This is a genomic window from Vibrio sp. Y20_XG_PY13, from assembly GCF_024181925.1.
Taxonomy (GTDB): Bacteria; Pseudomonadota; Gammaproteobacteria; order Enterobacterales; family Vibrionaceae; genus Vibrio; species Vibrio parahaemolyticus.
Genome location: NZ_JAMZAL010000015.1, coordinates 26014 through 46641, shown reverse-complemented (window position 1 = coordinate 46641; position 20628 = coordinate 26014). Strand labels below are relative to the sequence as shown.

Annotated in this window: 20 protein-coding genes; 15 read left to right on the top strand and 5 right to left on the bottom strand. The window is 46.8% G+C overall.

Translation table 11 applies throughout. From position 1 onward, the window contains the following. Nucleotides 1–348 precede the first annotated feature (348 nt). The 5 genes from NL646_RS21640 to dnaA form a co-directional block, all read right to left on the bottom strand. Nucleotides 349–759 carry a GreA/GreB family elongation factor gene (locus tag NL646_RS21640; protein ID WP_015296025.1) on the bottom strand — a complete coding sequence of 137 codons (411 nt, stop codon included), beginning with the start codon at nt 757–759 and terminating at the stop codon, nt 349–351. Between the two features lie 348 nt (nt 760–1107). Then, nucleotides 1108–3525 carry a DNA topoisomerase (ATP-hydrolyzing) subunit B gene (gene gyrB, locus NL646_RS21635; protein WP_005458663.1) on the bottom strand — a complete coding sequence of 806 codons (2418 nt, stop codon included), beginning with the start codon at nt 3523–3525 and terminating at the stop codon, nt 1108–1110. A 13-nt stretch (nt 3526–3538) separates the two neighbouring features. After that, nucleotides 3539–4618 carry a DNA replication/repair protein RecF gene (gene recF, locus NL646_RS21630; RefSeq protein ID WP_253664676.1) on the bottom strand — a complete coding sequence of 360 codons (1080 nt, stop codon included), beginning with the start codon at nt 4616–4618 and terminating at the stop codon, nt 3539–3541. Between the two features lie 9 nt (nt 4619–4627). Next, complete coding sequence (dnaN, locus tag NL646_RS21625) at nt 4628–5728, bottom strand: DNA polymerase III subunit beta (RefSeq protein WP_005486165.1); 1101 nt, start codon at nt 5726–5728, stop codon at nt 4628–4630. A 63-nt stretch (nt 5729–5791) separates the two neighbouring features. After that, nucleotides 5792–7198, bottom strand: coding sequence for a chromosomal replication initiator protein DnaA (gene dnaA, locus NL646_RS21620; protein WP_005488867.1), 1407 nt, complete (start codon nt 7196–7198; stop codon nt 5792–5794). A gap of 428 nt (nt 7199–7626) precedes the next feature. Between dnaA and NL646_RS21615 the strand changes: the two genes are divergently transcribed. The 15 genes from NL646_RS21615 to atpB all read left to right on the top strand — a co-directional run bounded on the left by NL646_RS21615 (nt 7627) and on the right by atpB (nt 20617). Continuing rightward, entirely contained in the window at nt 7627–8388 is a 762-nt protein-coding gene (locus NL646_RS21615; RefSeq protein WP_020904417.1) for an amino acid ABC transporter substrate-binding protein, read from the top strand. Nucleotides 8389–8504: 116 nt separating this feature from the next. Then, nucleotides 8505–9176: an amino acid ABC transporter permease gene (locus tag NL646_RS21610; protein ID WP_005497519.1), complete on the top strand. Its 672-nt coding sequence runs from the start codon at nt 8505–8507 to the stop codon at nt 9174–9176. Continuing rightward, nucleotides 9173–9910, top strand: coding sequence for an amino acid ABC transporter ATP-binding protein (locus NL646_RS21605; RefSeq protein ID WP_005481188.1), 738 nt, complete (start codon nt 9173–9175; stop codon nt 9908–9910). Before NL646_RS21610 ends, NL646_RS21605 begins: the two co-directional genes overlap by 4 nt. Nucleotides 9911–10151: 241 nt before the next feature. Beyond that, nucleotides 10152–10286 (top strand): 50S ribosomal protein L34, encoded by a 135-nt coding sequence (rpmH, locus tag NL646_RS21600; RefSeq protein WP_005378825.1) that lies wholly within the window; start codon nt 10152–10154, stop codon nt 10284–10286. Nucleotides 10287–10332: 46 nt separating this feature from the next. Beyond that, nucleotides 10333–10656, top strand: a complete 324-nt coding sequence (gene rnpA / locus NL646_RS21595; protein WP_015296021.1) for a ribonuclease P protein component — start codon at nt 10333–10335, stop codon at nt 10654–10656. Then, on the top strand, nt 10623–10880 hold the full coding sequence (gene yidD, locus NL646_RS21590) for a membrane protein insertion efficiency factor YidD (RefSeq protein ID WP_005378822.1): 258 nt from the start codon (nt 10623–10625) through the stop codon (nt 10878–10880). The genes rnpA and yidD overlap by 34 nt, the downstream gene beginning before the upstream one ends. Nucleotides 10881–10882: 2 nt before the next feature. Continuing rightward, nucleotides 10883–12505 (top strand): membrane protein insertase YidC, encoded by a 1623-nt coding sequence (yidC, locus tag NL646_RS21585; RefSeq protein ID WP_005497514.1) that lies wholly within the window; start codon nt 10883–10885, stop codon nt 12503–12505. A gap of 116 nt (nt 12506–12621) precedes the next feature. Next, nucleotides 12622–13983, top strand: a complete 1362-nt coding sequence (gene mnmE / locus NL646_RS21580; protein ID WP_253664675.1) for a tRNA uridine-5-carboxymethylaminomethyl(34) synthesis GTPase MnmE — start codon at nt 12622–12624, stop codon at nt 13981–13983. A 104-nt stretch (nt 13984–14087) separates the two neighbouring features. Beyond that, nucleotides 14088–14522: an FMN-binding protein MioC gene (gene mioC / locus NL646_RS21575; RefSeq protein ID WP_005458506.1), complete on the top strand. Its 435-nt coding sequence runs from the start codon at nt 14088–14090 to the stop codon at nt 14520–14522. A 474-nt stretch (nt 14523–14996) separates the two neighbouring features. Further along, the gene (mnmG, locus tag NL646_RS21570; protein ID WP_253664674.1) at nt 14997–16892 is read left to right on the top strand and encodes a tRNA uridine-5-carboxymethylaminomethyl(34) synthesis enzyme MnmG; all 1896 of its coding nucleotides are present in this window, start codon (nt 14997–14999) and stop codon (nt 16890–16892) included. Continuing rightward, nucleotides 16892–17527 (top strand): 16S rRNA (guanine(527)-N(7))-methyltransferase RsmG, encoded by a 636-nt coding sequence (rsmG, locus tag NL646_RS21565; RefSeq protein WP_021449045.1) that lies wholly within the window; start codon nt 16892–16894, stop codon nt 17525–17527. The genes mnmG and rsmG overlap by 1 nt, the downstream gene beginning before the upstream one ends. Nucleotides 17528–17537: 10 nt before the next feature. Further along, nucleotides 17538–18311 (top strand): ParA family protein, encoded by a 774-nt coding sequence (locus NL646_RS21560; protein ID WP_005458453.1) that lies wholly within the window; start codon nt 17538–17540, stop codon nt 18309–18311. Nucleotides 18312–18334: 23 nt separating this feature from the next. Beyond that, the gene (locus tag NL646_RS21555; RefSeq protein WP_005458443.1) at nt 18335–19216 is read left to right on the top strand and encodes a ParB/RepB/Spo0J family partition protein; all 882 of its coding nucleotides are present in this window, start codon (nt 18335–18337) and stop codon (nt 19214–19216) included. Nucleotides 19217–19406: 190 nt separating this feature from the next. Then, entirely contained in the window at nt 19407–19796 is a 390-nt protein-coding gene (locus tag NL646_RS21550; RefSeq protein WP_005458481.1) for a F0F1 ATP synthase subunit I, read from the top strand. An 8-nt stretch (nt 19797–19804) separates the two neighbouring features. Beyond that, on the top strand, nt 19805–20617 hold the full coding sequence (atpB, locus tag NL646_RS21545; protein WP_005458499.1) for a F0F1 ATP synthase subunit A: 813 nt from the start codon (nt 19805–19807) through the stop codon (nt 20615–20617). Nucleotides 20618–20628: the final 11 nt, after the last annotated feature.

The following is a 20628-nucleotide window of genomic DNA, read 5'->3' as shown; positions in this document are numbered from 1 at the left end:
ATCTCGTTTTAGCGATTCCAGAGGGCTGGTCTTCTAGTCTCTAGCAAGCCAGTCATCCTCTTCACAACTAGATATAAGGTCATCAAAAATCGCTTTCAAGGGACAAAATGAAAAAAATTTCAACTCGCCTATCAAAGACCTCAAATTAAGCTCGCTTTTCCTACGCGACAACAATACAAAGCCCACCTCTTACGGCGGGCTTATAAGCCGCAATTTTTATTTGCGAGATGGTTTACGCGCTTTCACCATTCCTTGCTCGGCCGCTTTCTCTTGCTTCAACTTACGTTTTTCTTTCAAGCTTAACTGGGGTTGCTTCTTGTCTTTTTTACTCATGACTTCACCTCTATTTTACTGACATAACATACAGCTACACACCAGATGCGGTGGCTGTGATTGATGAATGATTTCGGTAATCACAAAGCAGCGGCGCTGGTTGAATATCTCGAGTTCTAAGACCTCATCCTGAGAGCGCCCCAACAATCGGGAACCTAAGTACGAATCAACAGCTAGCATCCCCGCAAGAGGTTGGCTCTTACGTGAATCAACTAACGTCATGCGATATTGATAGGAGCGGTCAAGATCCACTAAGCGAACGGTGTCGCCAATCGCAATTCTGGCTAAGTTGCGACACTGGGTTTGCTGTTCGTAGGCTTCAAACAGCGACAGTAATCTTAGTGGTGATTGATAGGTTAAAAAGCGACTGGTTAACCACCAAGTTCGCAGCGCCAAGCAGTACGCAGTGAACCAGCGTTCAAACATGATATTTTCCTTCTTAATGCCTTGTCTTACAGATAATTGCAGTGCATTGAACCGGAAGTGCGTCACCTCCGGCTTAGTTCAGGAAAATCGTCACCATGTTTTCTAACCTCGTATGATTGGAAAGCTCTACAGCACTATAGCGAGCAGGAAAAAGAAAGCAAAAGCACTCAAGCGAACAAAATGGCAAGAAAAACAGAAAAGAGAAACAAAATGGTGCCGCTACTCAAGCCTCTGGTAGTTAGTAGCAGAAAAGCCAAAGTCTTGGCATAAAGTGGTGATTTTCATACCACCAAGAAACAAAAAAGCAGCGATGGCTCGCTGCTTTTTTCTATCTAAAAATGCTTGTCGCTACACGTCTAGGTTTGCAACCTTCAGTGCGTTCTCTTCGATGAAGTGACGACGAGGTTCAACTTGGTCACCCATTAGCGTTGTGAACAATTGGTCTGCGCCTACCGCATCTTCAATCGTTACTTGCATCATGCGACGCGTCTCTGGGTCCATTGTGGTTTCCCAAAGCTGATCTGGGTTCATCTCACCTAGACCTTTGTAACGCTGACGGCTTAGACCACGCATCGATTCTTTAACCAACCACTCAAGTGCTTCAGCAAAGCTTGATACTGGCAGAGTACGTTCACCACGTTTGATGTACGCGCCCTCTTCTAGAAGACCGTCTAGGACTTCAGAAAGGTCTGCCAGCTTGCCGTATTCTTTTGAGTTTAGGAAATCAACACTTAGCGCGTGCTCGTGAGTCACACCGTGTGTACGAACGATGATCTTCGGCAGGCTCAAACCAAGCTCTGCGTGCAGCTCCACTTCGTAGCTGTATTGGCTTGCACCCACTTCTTTCGCGTTTAGTTGCTCAACAAGTTGTTTTGTCCAAGCTTCTACTGCTGCTGCATCATGACACTGCTCAGCCGTTAGACGAGATGTGTAGATAAGCTCATGCACTAAGGCGCGAGGGTAACGACGGCTCATACGATCAGCAAGCTTGATACCTGCATTGTATTGTTGAACCAGTTTTTCTAGCGCTTCGCCAGCTAGAGCTGGAGCTTCTGCGTTTACGTGCAGTGATGCGTTGTCCAATGCCAATGATACTTGGTACTGGTTCATCGCTTCTTCATCTTTGATGTACTGCTCTTGTTTACCCTTCTTCACTTTGTATAGTGGTGGCTGAGCGATATACACGTAACCACGCTCGATAAGCTCTGGCATTTGACGGTAGAAGAAAGTCAACAGTAGCGTACGGATGTGCGAACCATCGACGTCAGCATCGGTCATGATGATGATGTTGTGGTAACGCAGTTTGTCCGGGTTGTACTCGTCACGACCGATACCACAGCCAAGTGCTGTAATAAGCGTTGCAACTTCTTGCGAAGACAACATCTTGTCGAAACGTGCTTTTTCTACGTTCAGGATCTTACCTTTCAGCGGTAGGATTGCCTGATTCTTACGGTTACGACCCTGCTTAGCTGAACCACCCGCAGAGTCACCCTCCACAATGTATAGTTCAGAGAGTGCCGGATCTTTTTCCTGACAGTCTGCAAGTTTGCCTGGTAGGCCTGCTAAGTCTAGCGCACCTTTACGACGAGTCATTTCACGCGCTTTACGTGCGGCTTCACGTGCACGTGCTGCATCGATGATTTTCGAACAAACCATCTTCGCTTCGCTTGGGTTTTCGACCAAGAACTCAGATAGCTTCTCACCCATCGCCGATTCAACCGCTGATTTTACTTCAGAAGAAACCAGTTTATCTTTAGTTTGGCTCGAGAATTTTGGATCAGGCACTTTTACCGAAACAACGGCTGTCAAACCTTCACGCGCATCGTCGCCTGACGTTGCTGTTTTCGCTTTCTTCGAGAAGCCTTCTTTATCCATAAAGCTGTTTAGCGTACGTGTTAGTGCCGCACGGAAACCAGCAAGGTGAGTACCACCATCGCGCTGTGGAATGTTGTTGGTGAAACAGAAGATGTTCTCTTGGAAACCATCGTTCCACTGCATTGCCACTTCTACCGAGATGCCGTCTTCACGTTCTAAGTCGAAGTGGAAGATTTTCTCGATGATTGGTGTTTTGTTGGTGTTTAAGTGCTGAACGAACGCTTGAATACCACCTTCATACATGAAGTGGTCTTGCTTGTCCGCTTCGCGCTCATCAATAAGCTTGATAGAAACGCCTGAGTTCAAGAACGATAGCTCACGCAGACGTTTTGCTAGGATGTCGTAATGGAATTCAGTGTTAGAGAAAGTTTCTGCACTTGGCCAGAAACGAATTTGTGTACCGGTTTTATCCGTATCACCCACAACCGCTAGAGGCGCTTCAGGCTCACCATGACGGTAAGTTTGCGTGTGGATATGACCGCCACGATGGATGGTTAGTACCACTTTTTCTGACAGTGCGTTTACTACCGAAACACCCACGCCGTGAAGACCGCCTGATACTTTGTACGAGTTATCATCGAACTTACCACCAGCGTGCAGTACGGTCATGATAACTTCTGCTGCTGATACTTTTTCTTCTGGGTGCATTTCTGTTGGAATGCCACGACCATCATCGCTAACGGAAACCGAGTTGTCCTCATGAATTGTCACAACGATGTCTTTACAGTGACCTGCCAACGCTTCATCAATTGAGTTATCCACCACCTCGAAAACCATGTGGTGAAGGCCGGTGCCGTCGTCCGTGTCCCCGATGTACATACCTGGACGCTTACGTACCGCATCCAGACCCTTCAGTACCTTAATACTCGATGAATCGTAATTTTCAGACATGAGTTTCTCTCTTCTAGTTTGACTCTATCCTGCCATGTTCCACATGAAACAATTTGCCATTATCGTCGAGCATGTCGGCGATTTGGTTTTCAGTGATAGAGCTTACAAATACTTGTGCGCCTGTCTCTTTCAAGCAATCTGCAAGACGCTTGCGACGTTGGCTATCTAATTCCGACGCAAAGTCGTCAATTAGGTAAATGCATTGTTTATCGGTCATCGCTGTAAGATGTTGCCCTTGCGCCACACGCAACGCACACACCATCAGCTTTAACTGACCGCGTGACAGAACATCCTCAACGGGCGTTCCATTCACTTTAATGCGCAAATCAGCTTTGTTTGGGCCACTAAAGGTGTACCCCAAAGACTGATCACGCTCGAAATTCTTTTCTAGTATTTCTTGGTATGGAGTGTCTTTATCCCAACCACGATAATACTTCAATTGGATCTCAAATTCTGGCAAAAATGTCTGACAGATCGTTTCTGCGACGGTTTTCATCTGTTCAATGTACAGTGACCGCCACTGGCTGATGTTTTCCGCCAAACGCGCCATCTCTTGATCCCAATAACTGAGCTCACGATAGCTACTCGCGGTCTTCAACAACGCGTTTCTCTGTTTGTTGAGACGCTTAAAACGACCCCATGCATCATAAAATGCTGGCTCGGTATGAAACACGCCCCAATCGATGAATGCACGGCGATGTTTTGGACCATCCGTCAGTAAATCAAACCCTTCTGGATGTATCAACTGCAGCGGTAACACTTGCGCCAATTGCGCCAATTTTTGCCCAGATTGACCGCCTATTTTAACCTCTGTCGAGCCATCGCGCTGCTTATTAATGCCGATAGGTAGCTCAAATTGATCCGAGTTCAAAAAACGACCATGAACAAACAGTTCATCACACTCATTTTGAATCACACGACCAGTGAGAGAGCTTTTGAATGAGCGACCATGCCCGAGTAAATAAATCGCTTCTAGGACACTGGTTTTGCCACTACCGTTCGGTCCAATAAGAAAGTTAAAGCCTGCTGATAACTGAATATCACAGGCTTTAATGTTGCGAAACTGCTGAATGATGAGACGAGAAAGAGGCATTCAGTTGGCTTATAGACGAATTGGCATCACCACGTACATGGCACTGTCATCGTCGGCATTTTCAATCAATGCACTGGCATTGGCATCCGACATCGACACTTGTACCTTCTCGCAACGTAGCGTGTTCAGCACATCCAACACGTAGCTAACGTTGAAGCCGATTTCGATTGGGTCACCTTCAAAGGTCACATCCAGCATCTCTTCGGCTTCTTCCTGCTCTGGGTTGTTTGCCGTAATGCGCATTTCGCTGCCCGCTAAGTTAACACGCACACCACGGAACTTTTCGTTAGAAAGAATCGCAGCACGCGAGAACGCTTGGCGCAATTCATCACAACTTGCGATCAGTGTTTTGTTGGTATGTTGCGGTAATACGCGGCGATAGTCAGGGAAACGGCCATCAACCAGTTTAGACGTGAAGATAAAGTTGTTCACTTCTGCACGCACGTTTGAGCTGCCAATTTGCAAAACGACAGGTTGCTCTGGCGCATCCATCAGCTTAACCAATTCCTGCACACCTTTGCGTGGCACGATGATTTGCTTTTGGGCGAAGTCAGCACCTAGTTGAGTTTGCGATACTGCCATACGGTGACCGTCGGTCGCCACACTACGCAGTGTCGTGCCATCGATTTCAAACAGCATACCGTTGAGGTAGTAACGTACGTCTTGGTTTGCCATCGAGAACTGAGTTTTGTCGATAAGCGTACGCAGGTCCGCTTGGCTCAGTGATACTTCAACTTCACTTTGCCAATCTTCAATGTTCGGGAAATCATTCGCTGGTAGCGTTGCCAGTGAGAAACGGCTGCGACCAGAACGAACTTGCACGCGATCGCCTTCTAACACGAAAGTGATGATCGCATCGTCTGGCAAGCCACGGCAAATATCGAGAAACTTACGCGAAGGAACGGTAATGCTACCCGCTTCGAAATCCCCTTCTAGAGTCACTTTGCTCACCAATTCCACTTCTAAGTCAGTCGCGGTCATTGATAGCACGTTCTCTTCTACTTTAATCAGTAGGTTGCCCAAAATAGGCAGGGTTGGTCGGCCACCCAAAGCGCCCGAAACCTGTTGTAGCGGTTTGATTAAATGACTACGTTCAATAGTAAATTTCATGCTTGGCTCTTTACGCTGTCAGCTCAAAAATTGATTTGCTTAGAATACCGTTATTCTAACCGATTAAGAAGACAGGGTGCGAATCAAGTTCGAGTAATCTTCCTTAATATCGTGGCTCTCTTCACGCAGCTGCTCAATCTTGCGACATGCATGCAAAACGGTCGTATGGTCTCGGCCACCAAACGCATCACCGATTTCTGGCAAGCTGTGGTTAGTTAGCTCTTTAGCCAGTGCCATCGCCAATTGACGAGGACGTGCAACGGAGCGAGAACGACGTTTAGACAGCAGATCCGCCACTTTGATTTTGTAGTACTCAGCAACCGTCTTTTGAATGTTGTCAATGGTCACCAACTTCTCTTGCAGCGCCAGCAGATCGCGCAGCGCTTCGCGAACGAAGTCGATGGTGATTGGGCGGCCAGTAAAGTTCGCGTTGGCAATGACTCGGTTCAACGCGCCTTCCAACTCACGAACGTTGGAACGCAGACGTTTTGCAATAAAGAACGCGACTTCGTCAGCCAAATGAATTTGATGGTCTTCAGCTTTCTTCATCAAAATCGCCACACGCGTCTCTAGTTCAGGCGGCTCGATCGCAACCGTTAGACCCCAACCAAAGCGCGATTTCAGACGATCCTCTACCCCGCTGATCTCTTTTGGATAACGGTCAGAAGTTAGGATGATCTGTTGGTTACCTTCCAACAATGCGTTGAAGGTATGGAAGAATTCTTCTTGTGAGCGCTCTTTGTTGGCAAAGAATTGGATGTCATCGATAAGGAGTGCATCCACACTGCGGTAGTAGCGCTTGAATTCTTCAATCGCATTGTTTTGCAGTGCTTTTACCATGTCTTGCACGAAACGCTCAGAGTGCATGTACACCACTTTCGCGTTCGGGTTGTTATCCACAATCGCGTTACCCACAGCGTGAAGCAAGTGAGTTTTACCTAGACCAGTACCACCGTAAAGGAACAGTGGGTTGTAGGCAGCTCCTGGGTTATCCGATACCTGACGCGCCGCAGCCAAACCCAGTTGGTTCGATTTACCTTCTACGAAGTTGTCGAACTTATGTTTTGGGTTCATGTTTGAGCGGTGATTGATCGCTGCAATCGCTTGAGGGTCGTCATCCCATGTTTTGTGCACAGGTTTACGTGCTTGCAACTGCGCAGGCGCTGAAGATTCCGCAGCCACATCCGCCGGCGTACGTGTCGGTGCTGGCTTAGGCGCAGAAACTGGGCGACTGCCCACTTCAAAGCGTAAATTCGGGATGTCGTTACCACAGTATTCCTGCAGTAAACGAGTAATGCTGTTCAGATACTTATCACGCACCCAATCCAACACAAAGCGGTTTGGCGCGAATAGAGTGAGAGTATTGTCATTGAGCTCCGCTTGTAACGGACGAACCCACATACTGAATTCTGTAGCTGGTAGCTCTTCTTGAAGCTGCTGCAAACATTGCAGCCAAAGCGAAGATGACACGGTGCCCCCACTGAGTAATTGAATTATCGGAAAAGACTGGCAATTTTACCTGTTGATAACCAAGATCGCCAGCAATTGATCGACGATCAAGTGAATAAGATCTAAGTTATTCACAATTATTTCGCCAAACTTGGTGAGATCAACACACCTTGCCCCAAATTTGCCCACACATTGATCCACATTTGGGCAAATTTAGCGAGATCGACAGATTGGTGATAACTCTGTGTATTATTTTCTTTCCAGCGCCTCTTTTTTCGATCCTTTCGCTTTAATTCGATCGTTTTTCCATCGCCTCCTTGCCAAATTGTCTATTATCTAAACCAAATGAGAACTTATTACTCTCTGGTCTAGGTTATTGCTCTTGGTTATTTATTTAATTGAGCTAACTAACAGTAGTATTTCTAACTATAAAAATATGGAGATGTATTATGAAAAACTGGGTTAAGGTTGCCGTTGCAGCCATCGCACTATCTGCCGCGACAGTTCAAGCGGCAGTCGACACTGCCGCAACTGAAGTCAAGGTGGGCATGTCTGGCCGTTACTTCCCATTCACTTTCGTGAAGCAAGACAAGCTACAAGGCTTTGAGGTGGATATGTGGGATGAGATCGGTAAGCGTAACGACTACAAGATCGAATACGTGACGTCGAACTTCTCAGGTTTATTTGGTCTTTTAGAAACTGGCCGCATCGATACAATCTCAAACCAAATCACCATGACAGATGAGCGCAAAGCGAAATACCTGTTTGCAGACCCTTATGTGATCGACGGCGCGCAAATCACGGTACGTAAAGGCAACGACAGCATCAAAGGTGTAGACGATCTAGCAGGCAAAACCGTTGCGGTTAATCTAGGTTCTAACTTTGAGCAGCTACTACGCCAATACGACAAAGATGGCAAAATCAACATCAAAACTTACGACACTGGTATCGAGCATGATGTTGCGCTTGGCCGTGCAGACGCTTTCGTGATGGATCGTTTGTCCGCGCTAGAACTGATCAAGAAAACAGGTCTGCCACTAGAACTGGCTGGTGAACCGTTTGAAACCATTCAAAACGCATGGCCTTTCGTCAACAATGAAAAAGGTCAGAAGCTACAAGCGGAAGTGAATAAAGCACTAGCAGAGATGCGTGCAGATGGTACAGTAGAAAAGATTTCAGTGAAGTGGTTTGGTGCTGACATCACGAAGTAATGCTACTTTGCTTTCGAGAATGCGAACAATCGCAACTCTCGACCTAAAATAAACTCATGTGAAGGTGGAACATTGTTTTCCACCTTTTCTTTTCTCTAGCCTTTAGGTAAGCCGTAATGGGATTTGATTTTAATTACATGTTGGAACTGCTGCCGATATTGCTCAAATATCTTGGCACAACCATGGAAATGGCCACATGGGGCTTGGTCTTTTCACTGATTTTAGCCGTCATTTTGGCGAACATTCGCGTATTTAAGCTGCCAGTTCTCGACCAATTGAGTCAACTGTACATCAGCTTCTTCCGTGGTACCCCACTGTTAGTACAACTTTTCCTGCTTTATTACGGCTTGCCACAAATCTTCCCTGTGATGGTGGGTATCGATGCATTTTCTGCCGCAGTAATTGGTTTAACGTTGCACTTTGCCGCTTATATGGCCGAGAGTATTCGTGCTGCAATCATCGGTATTGATCGTAGCCAAATGGAAGCGAGCCTATCGGTCGGCATGACAACGCCACAAGCGATGCGTCGCGTGATTCTGCCACAAGCAACACGAGTAGCACTGCCCTCATTGATGAACTACTTCATTGATATGATTAAGTCGACTTCCCTAGCCTTTACGCTTGGCGTGGCAGAAATCATGGCTAAAGCGCAAATGGAAGCCTCTTCAAGCTTTCGTTTCTTTGAAGCATTCCTAGCCGTTGCTCTGATTTACTGGGGCGTGGTGGTGATTCTGACTCGAGTACAAATTTGGGCTGAAGCGAAACTGAATAAGGCGTACGTACGATGATCAAATTAGAAAATATCCACAAGCGCTTTGGCGATACTGAAGTCCTGAAAGGCATTGATCTCGATATCAAACAGGGTGAGATCATCGTGATTATCGGCTCTAGCGGTACGGGTAAGTCGACCCTGTTGCGCACCGTTAACTTCCTTGAGCAGGCCGACGAAGGTCGTATCACTATCGACGACATCTCTGTCGATACACAAAAGCACACCAAAGCCGAAGTCTTGGCGCTGCGTCGCCGTACTGGGTTTGTTTTCCAAAACTATGCCCTTTTTGCGCACATGACGGCTCGCCAGAATATTGCCGAAGGTTTGATTACCGTGCGTGGCTGGAAGAAACAGGAAGCTCTGACTCGTGCACAGCAGATTCTGGATGATATTGGCCTTGGCGAGAAAGGTGACAGCTACCCGGCAGCTCTATCTGGTGGCCAGCAGCAGCGTGTCGGCATCGGCCGCGCTATGGCGTTACAGCCAGAACTGTTACTTTTTGATGAGCCAACTTCCGCACTGGATCCGGAATGGGTCGGTGAAGTTCTCTCATTAATGAAGAAGTTAGCCAATCAGCATCAAACCATGCTGGTGGTAACACACGAGATGCAATTTGCTAAAGAAGTCGCCGATCGGGTGATCTTTATGGCGGAAGGCAACATCGTCGAACAAGGTTCTCCACAGGATATTTTCGATAATCCACAAGATCCTCGTTTGAAAAAATTCCTTAACCAAGTAGGAATAGAGTAACGATCAAGCAACAGGATCGATTGATCCTTGAGATTTTACTCACACTACGTATAATCGCCCGGCCGGAATTTCGTACTCATTGAGTCATTGACACATTATGTGAGTGTGATTACAATTCCGCCTCTTTGTTGAGAGGCGTCGGTTGTTCTTCTCTATATAAAGAGCTTCTTTATAAAGAAAACAGATGCCCACGCCGGGTTTAACAAGAACCTAAAACTACTGATCAGTAAAGGTAATTATCATGAAACGCACTTTTCAACCTACAGTTCTAAAGCGCAAGCGTACTCACGGCTTCCGTGCTCGCATGGCAACTAAGAACGGTCGTAAAGTTATCAACGCACGTCGTGCAAAAGGCCGTGCGCGCCTATCAAAATAATCGCTAGTTTATTTTGAACACGTACGCGTTTAATCGGGAGTTACGCTTGTTAACTCCCGAGCATTATCAAAACGTCTTCCAGCAAGCTCACCGAGCTGGCTCGCCTCATTTCACCATCATTGCTCGTAATAACAAACTTTCTCATCCACGATTAGGTTTAGCTGTTCCGAAAAAGCAAATCAAAACTGCTGTCGGTCGTAACCGCTTTAAGCGTTTGGCTCGTGAAAGCTTTCGTAACTCTCAACATCAACTTCCAAACAAAGATTTTGTTGTGATCGCGAAGAAAAGCGCGCAAGATTTAAGCAATGAGGAAATTTTTAAGTTGTTTGATAAGCTATGGCAACGCCTGTCTCGCCCTTCACGTGGATAGCCATTGGGCTCGTTTATCTTTATCGCTGGTTTATCAGCCCTCTGATTGGTCCTCGTTGCCGGTTCACACCAACTTGTTCCACTTACGCGCTAGAAGCTTTGAGAGCTCACGGTTTTGTAAAAGGATGTTGGTTATCAGGCAAACGTCTATTAAAATGCCACCCTTTGAATGAAGGGGGGTATGACCCCGTTCCACCAGTCCAAAAACAAGACAGAGATAACTAACGATGGATTCTCAACGTAATATCCTGCTCATCGCTCTGGCACTGGTTTCTTTCTTGCTATTTCAACAATGGCAAGTCGCAAAGAATCCAGCACCTCAAGCGGTTGAACAGGCTCAATCAAGCAGCACTCTACCTGCACCATCTTTTGCTGATGAGCTGGACCCAGTTCCTGGTCAACAGCAAGCTTCTGCAAAAACTATCACAGTAACGACTGATGTTTTAACTCTGTCGATCGACACCGTTGGTGGCGATGTGGTACATGCCGACCTAAACCAATACTCTGCTGAACTTGATTCATCAGACCCATTCGTTCTGCTAAAAGACACACAAGGTCATCAATTCATCGCACAAAGCGGTCTTGTTGGTCCTCAAGGTATCGATCTAAGCAGCTCTAACCGTCCTCACTACAATGTGAGCGCAGACAGCTTCACTCTAGCTGACGGTCAAGACGAACTACGCGTTCCGATGACATTTACTGCAAACGGCATCGAATACACAAAAACTTACGTATTAAAACGCGGCAGCTACGCGCTGAACGTTGAATACGATGTAGCGAACAACTCTGGTAACAACGCAACCTTCGGTATGTACGCACACCTACGTCAAAATCTAATGGACGCTGGTGGTAGCATCACAATGCCAACCTACCGTGGCGGTGCTTACTCAACTGAAGATACTCGTTACAAAAAATACAGCTTTGAAGATATGCAGGATCGCAACCTGTCTATCAACCTAGCAGATGGCCAAGGTTGGGCAGCAATGATCCAACACTACTTCGCAGCTGCTTGGATCCCTCGTAACGAACCAGGTACTAACCTTTACACTCGCGTAATTGGCAACCTAGGTGATATCGGCGTACGTATGCCGAACAAAACGATCGCGACGGGTGACCAAGCTAAGTTTGAAGCAACACTTTGGGTTGGTCCTAAGCTACAACAAGAAATGGCAGCAGTGGCACCAAACCTAGACCTAGTTGTGGACTACGGCTGGCTATGGTTCATCGCTAAACCACTTCACTCACTGCTTGCTTTCATCCAAAGCTTCGTGGGTAACTGGGGTGTGGCAATCATCTGTTTGACCTTCATCGTTCGTGGTGCAATGTACCCACTAACGAAAGCGCAATACACGTCTATGGCGAAAATGCGCATGCTACAGCCTAAGCTGCAAGCTATGCGTGAGCGTATTGGCGACGACCGTCAACGCATGAGCCAAGAGATGATGGAACTGTACAAGAAAGAGAAAGTAAACCCACTGGGTGGCTGTCTTCCTCTTGTTCTACAGATGCCTATCTTCATCGCACTATACTGGGCGCTAATGGAATCGGTTGAGCTTCGTCACTCTCCATTCTTCGGTTGGATTCATGACCTTTCAGCGCAGGACCCTTACTACATCCTGCCACTACTGATGGGTGCTTCAATGTTCCTAATCCAGAAGATGAGCCCAACAACCGTAACGGATCCAATGCAGCAGAAGATCATGACCTTCATGCCGGTTATGTTTACCTTCTTCTTCTTGTTCTTCCCATCAGGCCTAGTTCTGTACTGGTTGGTGTCGAACATCGTTACTCTGATCCAGCAAACCTTGATTTACAAAGCGCTGGAGAAAAAAGGCTTACACACTAAGTAACCTTTAACAAAAGAATAAGAAAGGCGGCCAAAAGGTCGCCTTTTTGTTTTTGGCTGATTACAATTCAGCTAATTAATAGTGATGGCTCCACCGAGCCCAGCTCAAAAGGCAAGATTATGACTACAGATACGATTGTCGCTCAAGCTACCGCACCCGGTCGTGGTGGTGTCGGCATTATTCGTGTTTCTGGCCCTAAGGCCAATCAAGTGGCGCTAGAAGTCACAGGTAAGACGCTAAAGCCTCGCTACGCAGAGTATCTGCCATTTCAAGCGGAAGATGGCACCGTGCTAGACCAAGGCATTGCCCTGTACTTCCCTAACCCACATTCGTTCACGGGCGAAGACGTATTAGAACTGCAAGGTCACGGTGGCCCTGTGGTCATGGATATGCTGATTAAACGTATTCTGGGCATAGCTGGCGTACGAGCAGCCCGTCCTGGTGAGTTCTCGGAACGTGCGTTCTTGAACGACAAGATGGACTTGACTCAGGCAGAAGCGATTGCCGACCTGATTGATGCTAGCTCTGAAGAAGCAGCGAAATCGGCGCTACAATCGCTACAAGGCCAGTTCTCGCAGCGTATTCAAACGCTGGTGGAATCACTGATTCATCTTCGCATCTATGTGGAAGCGGCCATCGACTTCCCTGAAGAAGAAATCGATTTTCTTGCCGATGGTAAAGTTGCAGGAGATCTGCAAGCTATCATCGATAACCTCGATGCGGTACGCAAAGAAGCGAACCAAGGCGCGATCATGCGCGAAGGCATGAAAGTCGTAATTGCTGGTCGTCCCAATGCAGGTAAATCAAGCCTACTGAACGCGCTGTCGGGCAAAGAGTCCGCAATCGTAACAGACATCGCAGGTACCACGCGTGACGTGCTGCGTGAGCACATCCATATTGACGGTATGCCTTTGCACATCATCGATACTGCTGGCTTGCGTGACGCTTCTGATGAAGTCGAAAAAATCGGTATCGAACGCGCTTGGGATGAAATCGCGCAAGCCGACCGCGTATTGTTTATGGTGGATGGCACAACGACCGATGCCACCGATCCAAAAGAAATTTGGCCCGATTTTGTCGATCGCCTGCCAGAAAGCATTGGCATGACGGTGATCCGCAACAAAGCGGATCAAACAGGTGAAGATATGGGGATCTGTCATGTGAACGATCCTACTCTGATTCGCCTTTCAGCAAAAACCGGGGCGGGTGTCGATGCGCTGCGTAACCACCTAAAAGAGTGCATGGGTTTCTCAGGTAATACTGAGGGTGGCTTTATGGCGCGCCGTCGTCACTTGGATGCACTAGAACGTGCAGCTCAACATCTGCAAATCGGCCAAAAGCAGCTTGAAGGCTATATGGCAGGTGAAATCCTTGCCGAAGAGCTACGCATCACTCAGCAGCATCTGAATGAGATAACCGGGGAGTTCAGCTCTGACGACCTACTCGGGCGCATCTTCTCTTCATTCTGTATCGGTAAATAATCCAATACGCGGCACAAAACCTTGTTTTAGTGCCGCGTTTCTTTTTATATGGACACATCCATTCGCGACTCACATCGTGTCCATTGCATTCAAAAGGAAGAAGTATGATCCACATTATTACAGGTAGCACTCTTGGTGGTGCGGAATACGTCGGTGATCACCTGAGCGATCTGCTCGTTGAACAAGGATTTGAAACCACGATCCACAACCAACCGTCATTAGACGAGATCGATAACCAAGGGACTTGGCTTGTGATCACCTCCACCCACGGTGCGGGGGAATATCCAGACAATATTCAACCTTTCATCGCAGCATTGCAAAATACGCCACCTAAGATGGCCGACGTAAAGTTTGCAGTCATTGCGATTGGTGATTCGAGCTACGATACGTTCTGCGCTGCCGGTAAGCACGCTTACAACTTGTTAGAAGATATTGGCGCAACGCCGATTGCAGATTGCTTGTTGATTGATGTACTGGCTCATGACGTCCCAGAAGATGCTGCAGAAGCATGGTTAAAAGAAAATATCGAGCGCTTTTAACCCCAGATTCATCTCCTACAGAGTCGCGATGCGGCTCTGATTTTCCCTCTGTGAATAACCTTCCGTAGAAAAAATCTTTTCAACTGAACAAAAAACACCCAAACCATCTGTGGATAAGTCAGGTAAGATCCAGTGGTTTTCCTTTAGTTATCCAAATAACAACTTTGATCTATTTTAGCCCCTGTGTATAAACCCCATTTTTGATCCCAGGTAATCCTCGATCAGATCCAACCATGATCACAAGATATGATCCAAAGAAGATCCATGATCTTGTTGATCATTTTTCACTTATCCACAGAAGTAGTCGATCCTAATAATAGATCCAATAAAAGATCATATATATAGATCTTATATATATTTATCTTGAAGCCTAAAACGGAAAAACGAGAAAACGATTTTCTCTCTGGCATAAAGCAGGTAAAATACTGCTCCTTTATCTGTCCATTAAATCCTTTGAATACCTGAGGTCAGTTCATGCTTTATCACGAAAACTTTGACGTCATTGTTGTCGGTGGCGGACACGCAGGAACGGAAGCCGCGCTCGCATCTGCACGCACAGGACAAAAAACTCTTCTCCTTACCCATAACATCGATACATTAGGCCAGATGTCTTGTAATCCGGCGATTGGTGGTATCGGTAAAGGCCACTTAGTAAAAGAAGTGGATGCTATGGGCGGTTTGATGGCAGAAGCTATCGACCATGCAGGTATTCAATTTCGTACACTAAATGCTTCGAAAGGTCCTGCAGTACGAGCTACTCGAGCTCAAGCCGATCGCGCTCTGTACAAAGCGTACGTACGCAACACATTAGAAAACGCGCCAAACCTAACCCTGTTCCAGCAATCGGTTGATGATCTGATTGTTGAACAAGATCGCGTTGTTGGCGTTGTGACTCAAATGGGCCTTAAGTTCCATGCCAAAGCGGTTGTGCTGACCGTAGGTACCTTCCTGGGTGGTAAGATCCACATTGGTATGGAAAGTTCTTCAGGCGGTCGCGCTGGGGATCCACCATCGATCGCATTGGCGGATCGCTTACGTGAGTTGCCATTCCGAGTGGATCGTCTAAAAACGGGGACACCACCACGTATTGATGCTCGCACTGTTGATTTCTCAGTGCTAGAAGCGCAACACGGTGACAACCCAACACCAGTTTTCTCATTCATGGGTAAGCGCGAACACCATCCGCGTCAAATTCCTTGTTTCATTACGCATACCAATGAACAAACTCATGAAGTGATCCGCAATAACTTAGATCGTAGCCCAATGTACGCAGGTGTGATCGAAGGCATTGGCCCGCGTTACTGTCCGTCTATCGAAGACAAAGTGATGCGCTTTGCGGATAAGAACAGCCACCAAATTTTCATTGAACCTGAAGGTCTTACCACGCACGAGTTATACCCGAATGGTATCTCCACCAGCTTGCCGTTTGATGTTCAAGTTCAAATCGTTCGTTCAATGAAAGGCTTCGAGAACGCACACATTGTTCGTCCTGGTTACGCGATTGAGTACGATTTCTTCGATCCACGTGATTTGAAGCAAACTTACGAGACTAAATTCATCAGTGGTCTATTCTTTGCTGGCCAAATCAACGGTACAACAGGCTACGAAGAAGCTGCGGCACAAGGCTTAATGGCGGGCTTGAACGCAAGCTTGTACAGCCAAGGCAAAGAAGGCTGGAGCCCGCGCCGTGACCAAGCATACATGGGCGTTCTGATTGATGATTTGTCGACCATGGGTACCAAAGAACCGTACCGCATGTTCACTTCTCGCGCGGAATACCGCCTATTGCTTCGAGAAGACAACGCCGACCTTCGTTTGACAGAAAAAGCTCGTGAACTTGGCTTGATTGATGATGTGCGTTGGGCGCGTTTCAACGAAAAAATCGAGAACATGGAAACCGAGCGTCAGCGTCTGAAGTCTACTTGGGTAAACCCAAACTCGGCGGGCATTGATGAACTGAACCAACTGCTGAAAACGCCAATGGCGCGTGAAGCAAGTGGTGAGGATCTTTTGCGTCGTCCAGAGATCTCATACTCACAATTGACTCAACTTGATGCCTTTGCTCCTGCTCTTGAAGATCAACAAGCGGCAGAACAAGTAGAAATTCAGGTGAAATACGACGGTTACATCAAGCGTCAGCAAGAAGAGATCGAAAAATCACTTCGCCACGAACACACAAAACTGCCTGCGGATTTGGATTACAAAGACGTAAAAGGTTTGTCGAACGAAGTGGTTGCGAAACTGAGCGAAGCCAAACCGGAAAGTATTGGCATTGCTTCGCGTATTTCCGGCATTACACCTGCTGCGATTTCAATTCTTCTTGTGCATCTGAAGAAGCACGGCTTGCTGAAAAAAGGCGAGGAAGAGTAATGAGTGCACTACGAACCAAGCTTGATTCACTGATTGCACAGACCGATTTAGACGTTTCAGAAAAACAACGAGAGCAGTTAGTCGGTTACGTCGAGCTGCTCGATAAATGGAACAAAGCGTACAACCTAACTTCGGTTCGCGATCCTCTAGAGATGTTAGTGAAACATATCCTTGATAGCATCGTGGTCGGCACGCATCTGCAAGGTGAACGTTTTATCGATGTGGGCACTGGCCCAGGATTGCCAGGTATTCCTTTGGCGATCATGCATCCGGAGAAAACGTTCTTTCTGCTCGATAGCCTCGGTAAGCGCATCCGTTTTATCAAGCAAGTTGTCCACACGTTAGGTTTGAAAAACGTGACACCAATTCAAAGTCGCGTCGAAGAATTCCAACCGGAAGAAAAATTTGATGGCGTTTTGAGTCGAGCTTTTGCTTCAATGACGGACATGGTGGAATGGTGCCACCATTTGCCGAAAGAACAAAACGGCGTCTTTCTTGCGTTGAAAGGACAGCACCCTAAAGATGAAATGGATCTGCTTCCTGAATGGTGTAGTGTGACCGAGATCATATCTTTAGCTGTTCCTGAGTTGGAAGGCGATCGTCATCTAGTAATCTTATCGCGCAAGGAAAATTAGCGAGGTAGTCGTGGGTAAAATTGTAGCAATCGCCAACCAGAAAGGTGGGGTCGGCAAAACAACAACGTGCATTAACTTAGCGGCTTCGATGGCGGCAACAAAGCGCAAGGTTTTGGTGATCGATCTCGACCCTCAAGGCAATGCTACGATGGCCAGTGGTGTCGACAAATACATGGTTGACGCCACCGCATACGATCTTTTGGTGGAGGAAACCCCATTTGATCAAGTGGTCTGTACTCAAACGACAGGGAAGTACGATCTAATTGCTGCCAACGGAGACGTAACGGCAGCTGAGATCAAATTGATGGAAGTGTTCGCGCGAGAAGTTCGTTTGAAAAACGCACTGTCGACAGTTCGCGATAACTATGATTTCATCTTTATTGATTGTCCTCCTTCTCTAAACCTTCTTACAATCAATGCTATGGCTGCAGCCGACTCTGTGCTGGTGCCGATGCAATGTGAATACTTTGCGTTAGAAGGTTTAACTGCTCTTATGGATACGATCAGCAAGTTAGCGGCTGTGGTAAACGAAAACCTCAAGATTGAAGGTTTACTGCGTACGATGTACGACCCGCGCAACCGCCTGTCTAATGAAGTATCCGACCAACTTAAAAAGCACTTTGGCAATAAAGTCTACCGTACTGTCATCCCGCGTAATGTGCGTTTGGCAGAAGCCCCAAGTCACGGTAAACCAGCTATGTACTACGACAAGTACTCAGCCGGCGCCAAAGCGTATCTTGCTCTAGCGGGCGAAATGCTCCGCCGCGAAGAAATCCCAGTTTAACTCTAACCTAAGGAATTCAATCCATGTCTAAGCGTGGTCTAGGAAAAGGACTGGATGCGTTGTTGTCGACCAGTTCGTTTGCTCGTGAAAAACAGCAAATTGCATCGCAAAGCCAAGCCTTGTCAGCAGACGGTGAACTCACTGAATTAGCCATTGGCCAATTGCAGCCGGGGATCTACCAACCGCGTAAAGATATGGCACCTGAAGCGCTTGAAGAATTAGCGGCTTCTATTCAATCGCAAGGCATTATCCAGCCGATCGTGGTTCGTCAGGTTGTTGGCGGACAGTTTGAGATCATCGCTGGCGAACGTCGCTGGCGTGCCGCTAAACAAGCAGGCTTGAAACGCGTGCCTTGCTTGGTTAAGAAAGTTGAAGACCGCGCAGCTATTGCTATGGCTTTGATCGAAAACATTCAGCGTGAAGACTTGAATGTGATTGAAGAGGCGCAAGCATTGGAGCGCCTGCAAGATGAGTTCTCGCTAACGCATCAACAAGTGGCGGATGTGATTGGTAAGTCAAGAACTACCGTGAGTAACTTGTTGCGTCTCAACCAATTGGATGCCGACGTCAAACGCTTGGTGGCGGAGAAACAACTTGAAATGGGTCATGCTCGTGCGCTGCTGGCACTGGAAGGTGAACAGCAAGTCGAAGTGGCTCAAATGGTGGCAAAAAAGCAAATGACGGTTCGACAAACCGAACAGTTAGTAAAAAAGTGCTTAGCCCCACAAAATGAGCAAAAAGCTCAACAAGAAGATACCGAAGCCGAGCAAATGTCGCATAAATTGAGTCAACTACTTGATGCGAAGGTTTCCTTAAGCCGTTCTGCAAACGGAAAAGCGAAGTTGACGATAAGTATTGATGAGCCTCACAAATTAGATCAACTAATTGCCAAGCTAGAGGCCTAGATGAGATAATTGATTTAGGTCAATTAATCTAATTAATCGAATTTTGTGCGAAAGTTGTCGTTTTGTAAACAAAACTGTAAGTTTTTGATGCAATATAATTGCATTAACTCCGACTGAACGTATAATTTTCGCCAATTTCCCTGCACATAGAGAATTAGTGCGAAGTGGATATTACTAGAGGTACGAATACATGGTAGCTGCGTTAGCTAGACCAGGACGAGAGCTCGCAAGGCAATTGTTAATGATCCAGTCTGGCGCGGTTATTTTTGTGGCAGCAGGAATGGCGGTAGCCGTAAATCCTGAATGGGGAATTTCAGCGTTGATTGGTGGTGGCATCTTTGTTGTCGCCAATGCAGTATTCGCGCTATGTGCTTTTATGTTTAGTGGGGCTCGCGCTGCCAAGCGCATCGCTGCGTCCTTCTACACGGGCGAAGTACTGAAAATTCTCATCACGGTTGCACTGTTCTACGTTGCCTACATGTATATGCAGGTGGAACTCGTTCCCCTCAAACTAACCTATTTGCTGGTACTAGGTATTAATATCTGTGCACCAGTGCTATTCATTAACAACAAAAAATAGGATGAGTTATGGCTGCGCCAGGTGAAGCGCTAACATCGTCCGGATACATTGCCCACCACCTTTCTAACCTATCGCTGTATAAGTTAGGCTTAGTAGGGTCGGAGACAAGTTTCTGGAACGTACATATCGATAGCCTGTTTTTTTCTTGGTTTACTGGTTTAATCTTCCTCGGAATTTTTTACAAAGTAGCAAAGAGAACAACAGCGGGTGTACCGGGTAAGCTTCAGTGTGCTGTAGAAATGATCGTTGAATTTGTCGCCGATAACGTCAAAGACACGTTCCATGGACGCAACCCACTGATCGCGCCTTTAGCACTGACTATCTTTTGTTGGGTATTTTTGATGAACGTGATGGACTTAGTCCCGATCGACTTCTTACCATACCCAGCAGAGCATTGGCTAGGTATTCCTTACCTTAAGGTCGTACCTTCTGCTGATGTGAATATCACCATGGCTATGGCTCTAGGCGTTTTCGCATTGATGATCTACTACAGCATCAAAGTGAAAGGTCTAGGTGGATTCGCAAAAGAACTTGCACTACATCCATTCAATCACCCACTGATGATTCCGTTTAACCTACTGATCGAAGTGGTATCGCTACTTGCGAAACCTCTTTCACTTGGTATGCGTCTATTCGGTAACATGTTTGCGGGTGAGGTTGTATTCATTCTTTGTGCGGCAATGCTACCATGGTACTTACAATGGATGGGTTCACTACCGTGGGCAATCTTCCATATCTTGGTTATTACGATTCAAGCCTTCGTATTTATGATGTTGACAATTGTTTACCTGTCAATGGCACACGAAGACTCTGATCATTAATTTTTTAAGCT

Coding starts and splice junctions, on each gene's coding strand:
- NL646_RS21640 (WP_015296025.1), bottom strand. CDS start 759: ATGTTTGAACGCTGGTTCACTGCGTACTGCTTGGCGCTGCGAACTTGG.
- gyrB (WP_005458663.1), bottom strand. CDS start 3,525: ATGTCTGAAAATTACGATTCATCGAGTATTAAGGTACTGAAGGGTCTG.
- recF (WP_253664676.1), bottom strand. CDS start 4,618: ATGCCTCTTTCTCGTCTCATCATTCAGCAGTTTCGCAACATTAAAGCC.
- dnaN (WP_005486165.1), bottom strand. CDS start 5,728: ATGAAATTTACTATTGAACGTAGTCATTTAATCAAACCGCTACAACAG.
- NL646_RS21615 (WP_020904417.1), top strand. CDS start 7,627: ATGAAAAACTGGGTTAAGGTTGCCGTTGCAGCCATCGCACTATCTGCC.
- NL646_RS21610 (WP_005497519.1), top strand. CDS start 8,505: ATGGGATTTGATTTTAATTACATGTTGGAACTGCTGCCGATATTGCTC.
- NL646_RS21605 (WP_005481188.1), top strand. CDS start 9,173: ATGATCAAATTAGAAAATATCCACAAGCGCTTTGGCGATACTGAAGTC.
- rpmH (WP_005378825.1), top strand. CDS start 10,152: ATGAAACGCACTTTTCAACCTACAGTTCTAAAGCGCAAGCGTACTCAC.
- yidD (WP_005378822.1), top strand. CDS start 10,623: ATGGCAACGCCTGTCTCGCCCTTCACGTGGATAGCCATTGGGCTCGTT.
- yidC (WP_005497514.1), top strand. CDS start 10,883: ATGGATTCTCAACGTAATATCCTGCTCATCGCTCTGGCACTGGTTTCT.
- mnmE (WP_253664675.1), top strand. CDS start 12,622: ATGACTACAGATACGATTGTCGCTCAAGCTACCGCACCCGGTCGTGGT.
- mioC (WP_005458506.1), top strand. CDS start 14,088: ATGATCCACATTATTACAGGTAGCACTCTTGGTGGTGCGGAATACGTC.
- mnmG (WP_253664674.1), top strand. CDS start 14,997: ATGCTTTATCACGAAAACTTTGACGTCATTGTTGTCGGTGGCGGACAC.
- rsmG (WP_021449045.1), top strand. CDS start 16,892: ATGAGTGCACTACGAACCAAGCTTGATTCACTGATTGCACAGACCGAT.
- NL646_RS21555 (WP_005458443.1), top strand. CDS start 18,335: ATGTCTAAGCGTGGTCTAGGAAAAGGACTGGATGCGTTGTTGTCGACC.
- NL646_RS21550 (WP_005458481.1), top strand. CDS start 19,407: ATGGTAGCTGCGTTAGCTAGACCAGGACGAGAGCTCGCAAGGCAATTG.
- atpB (WP_005458499.1), top strand. CDS start 19,805: ATGGCTGCGCCAGGTGAAGCGCTAACATCGTCCGGATACATTGCCCAC.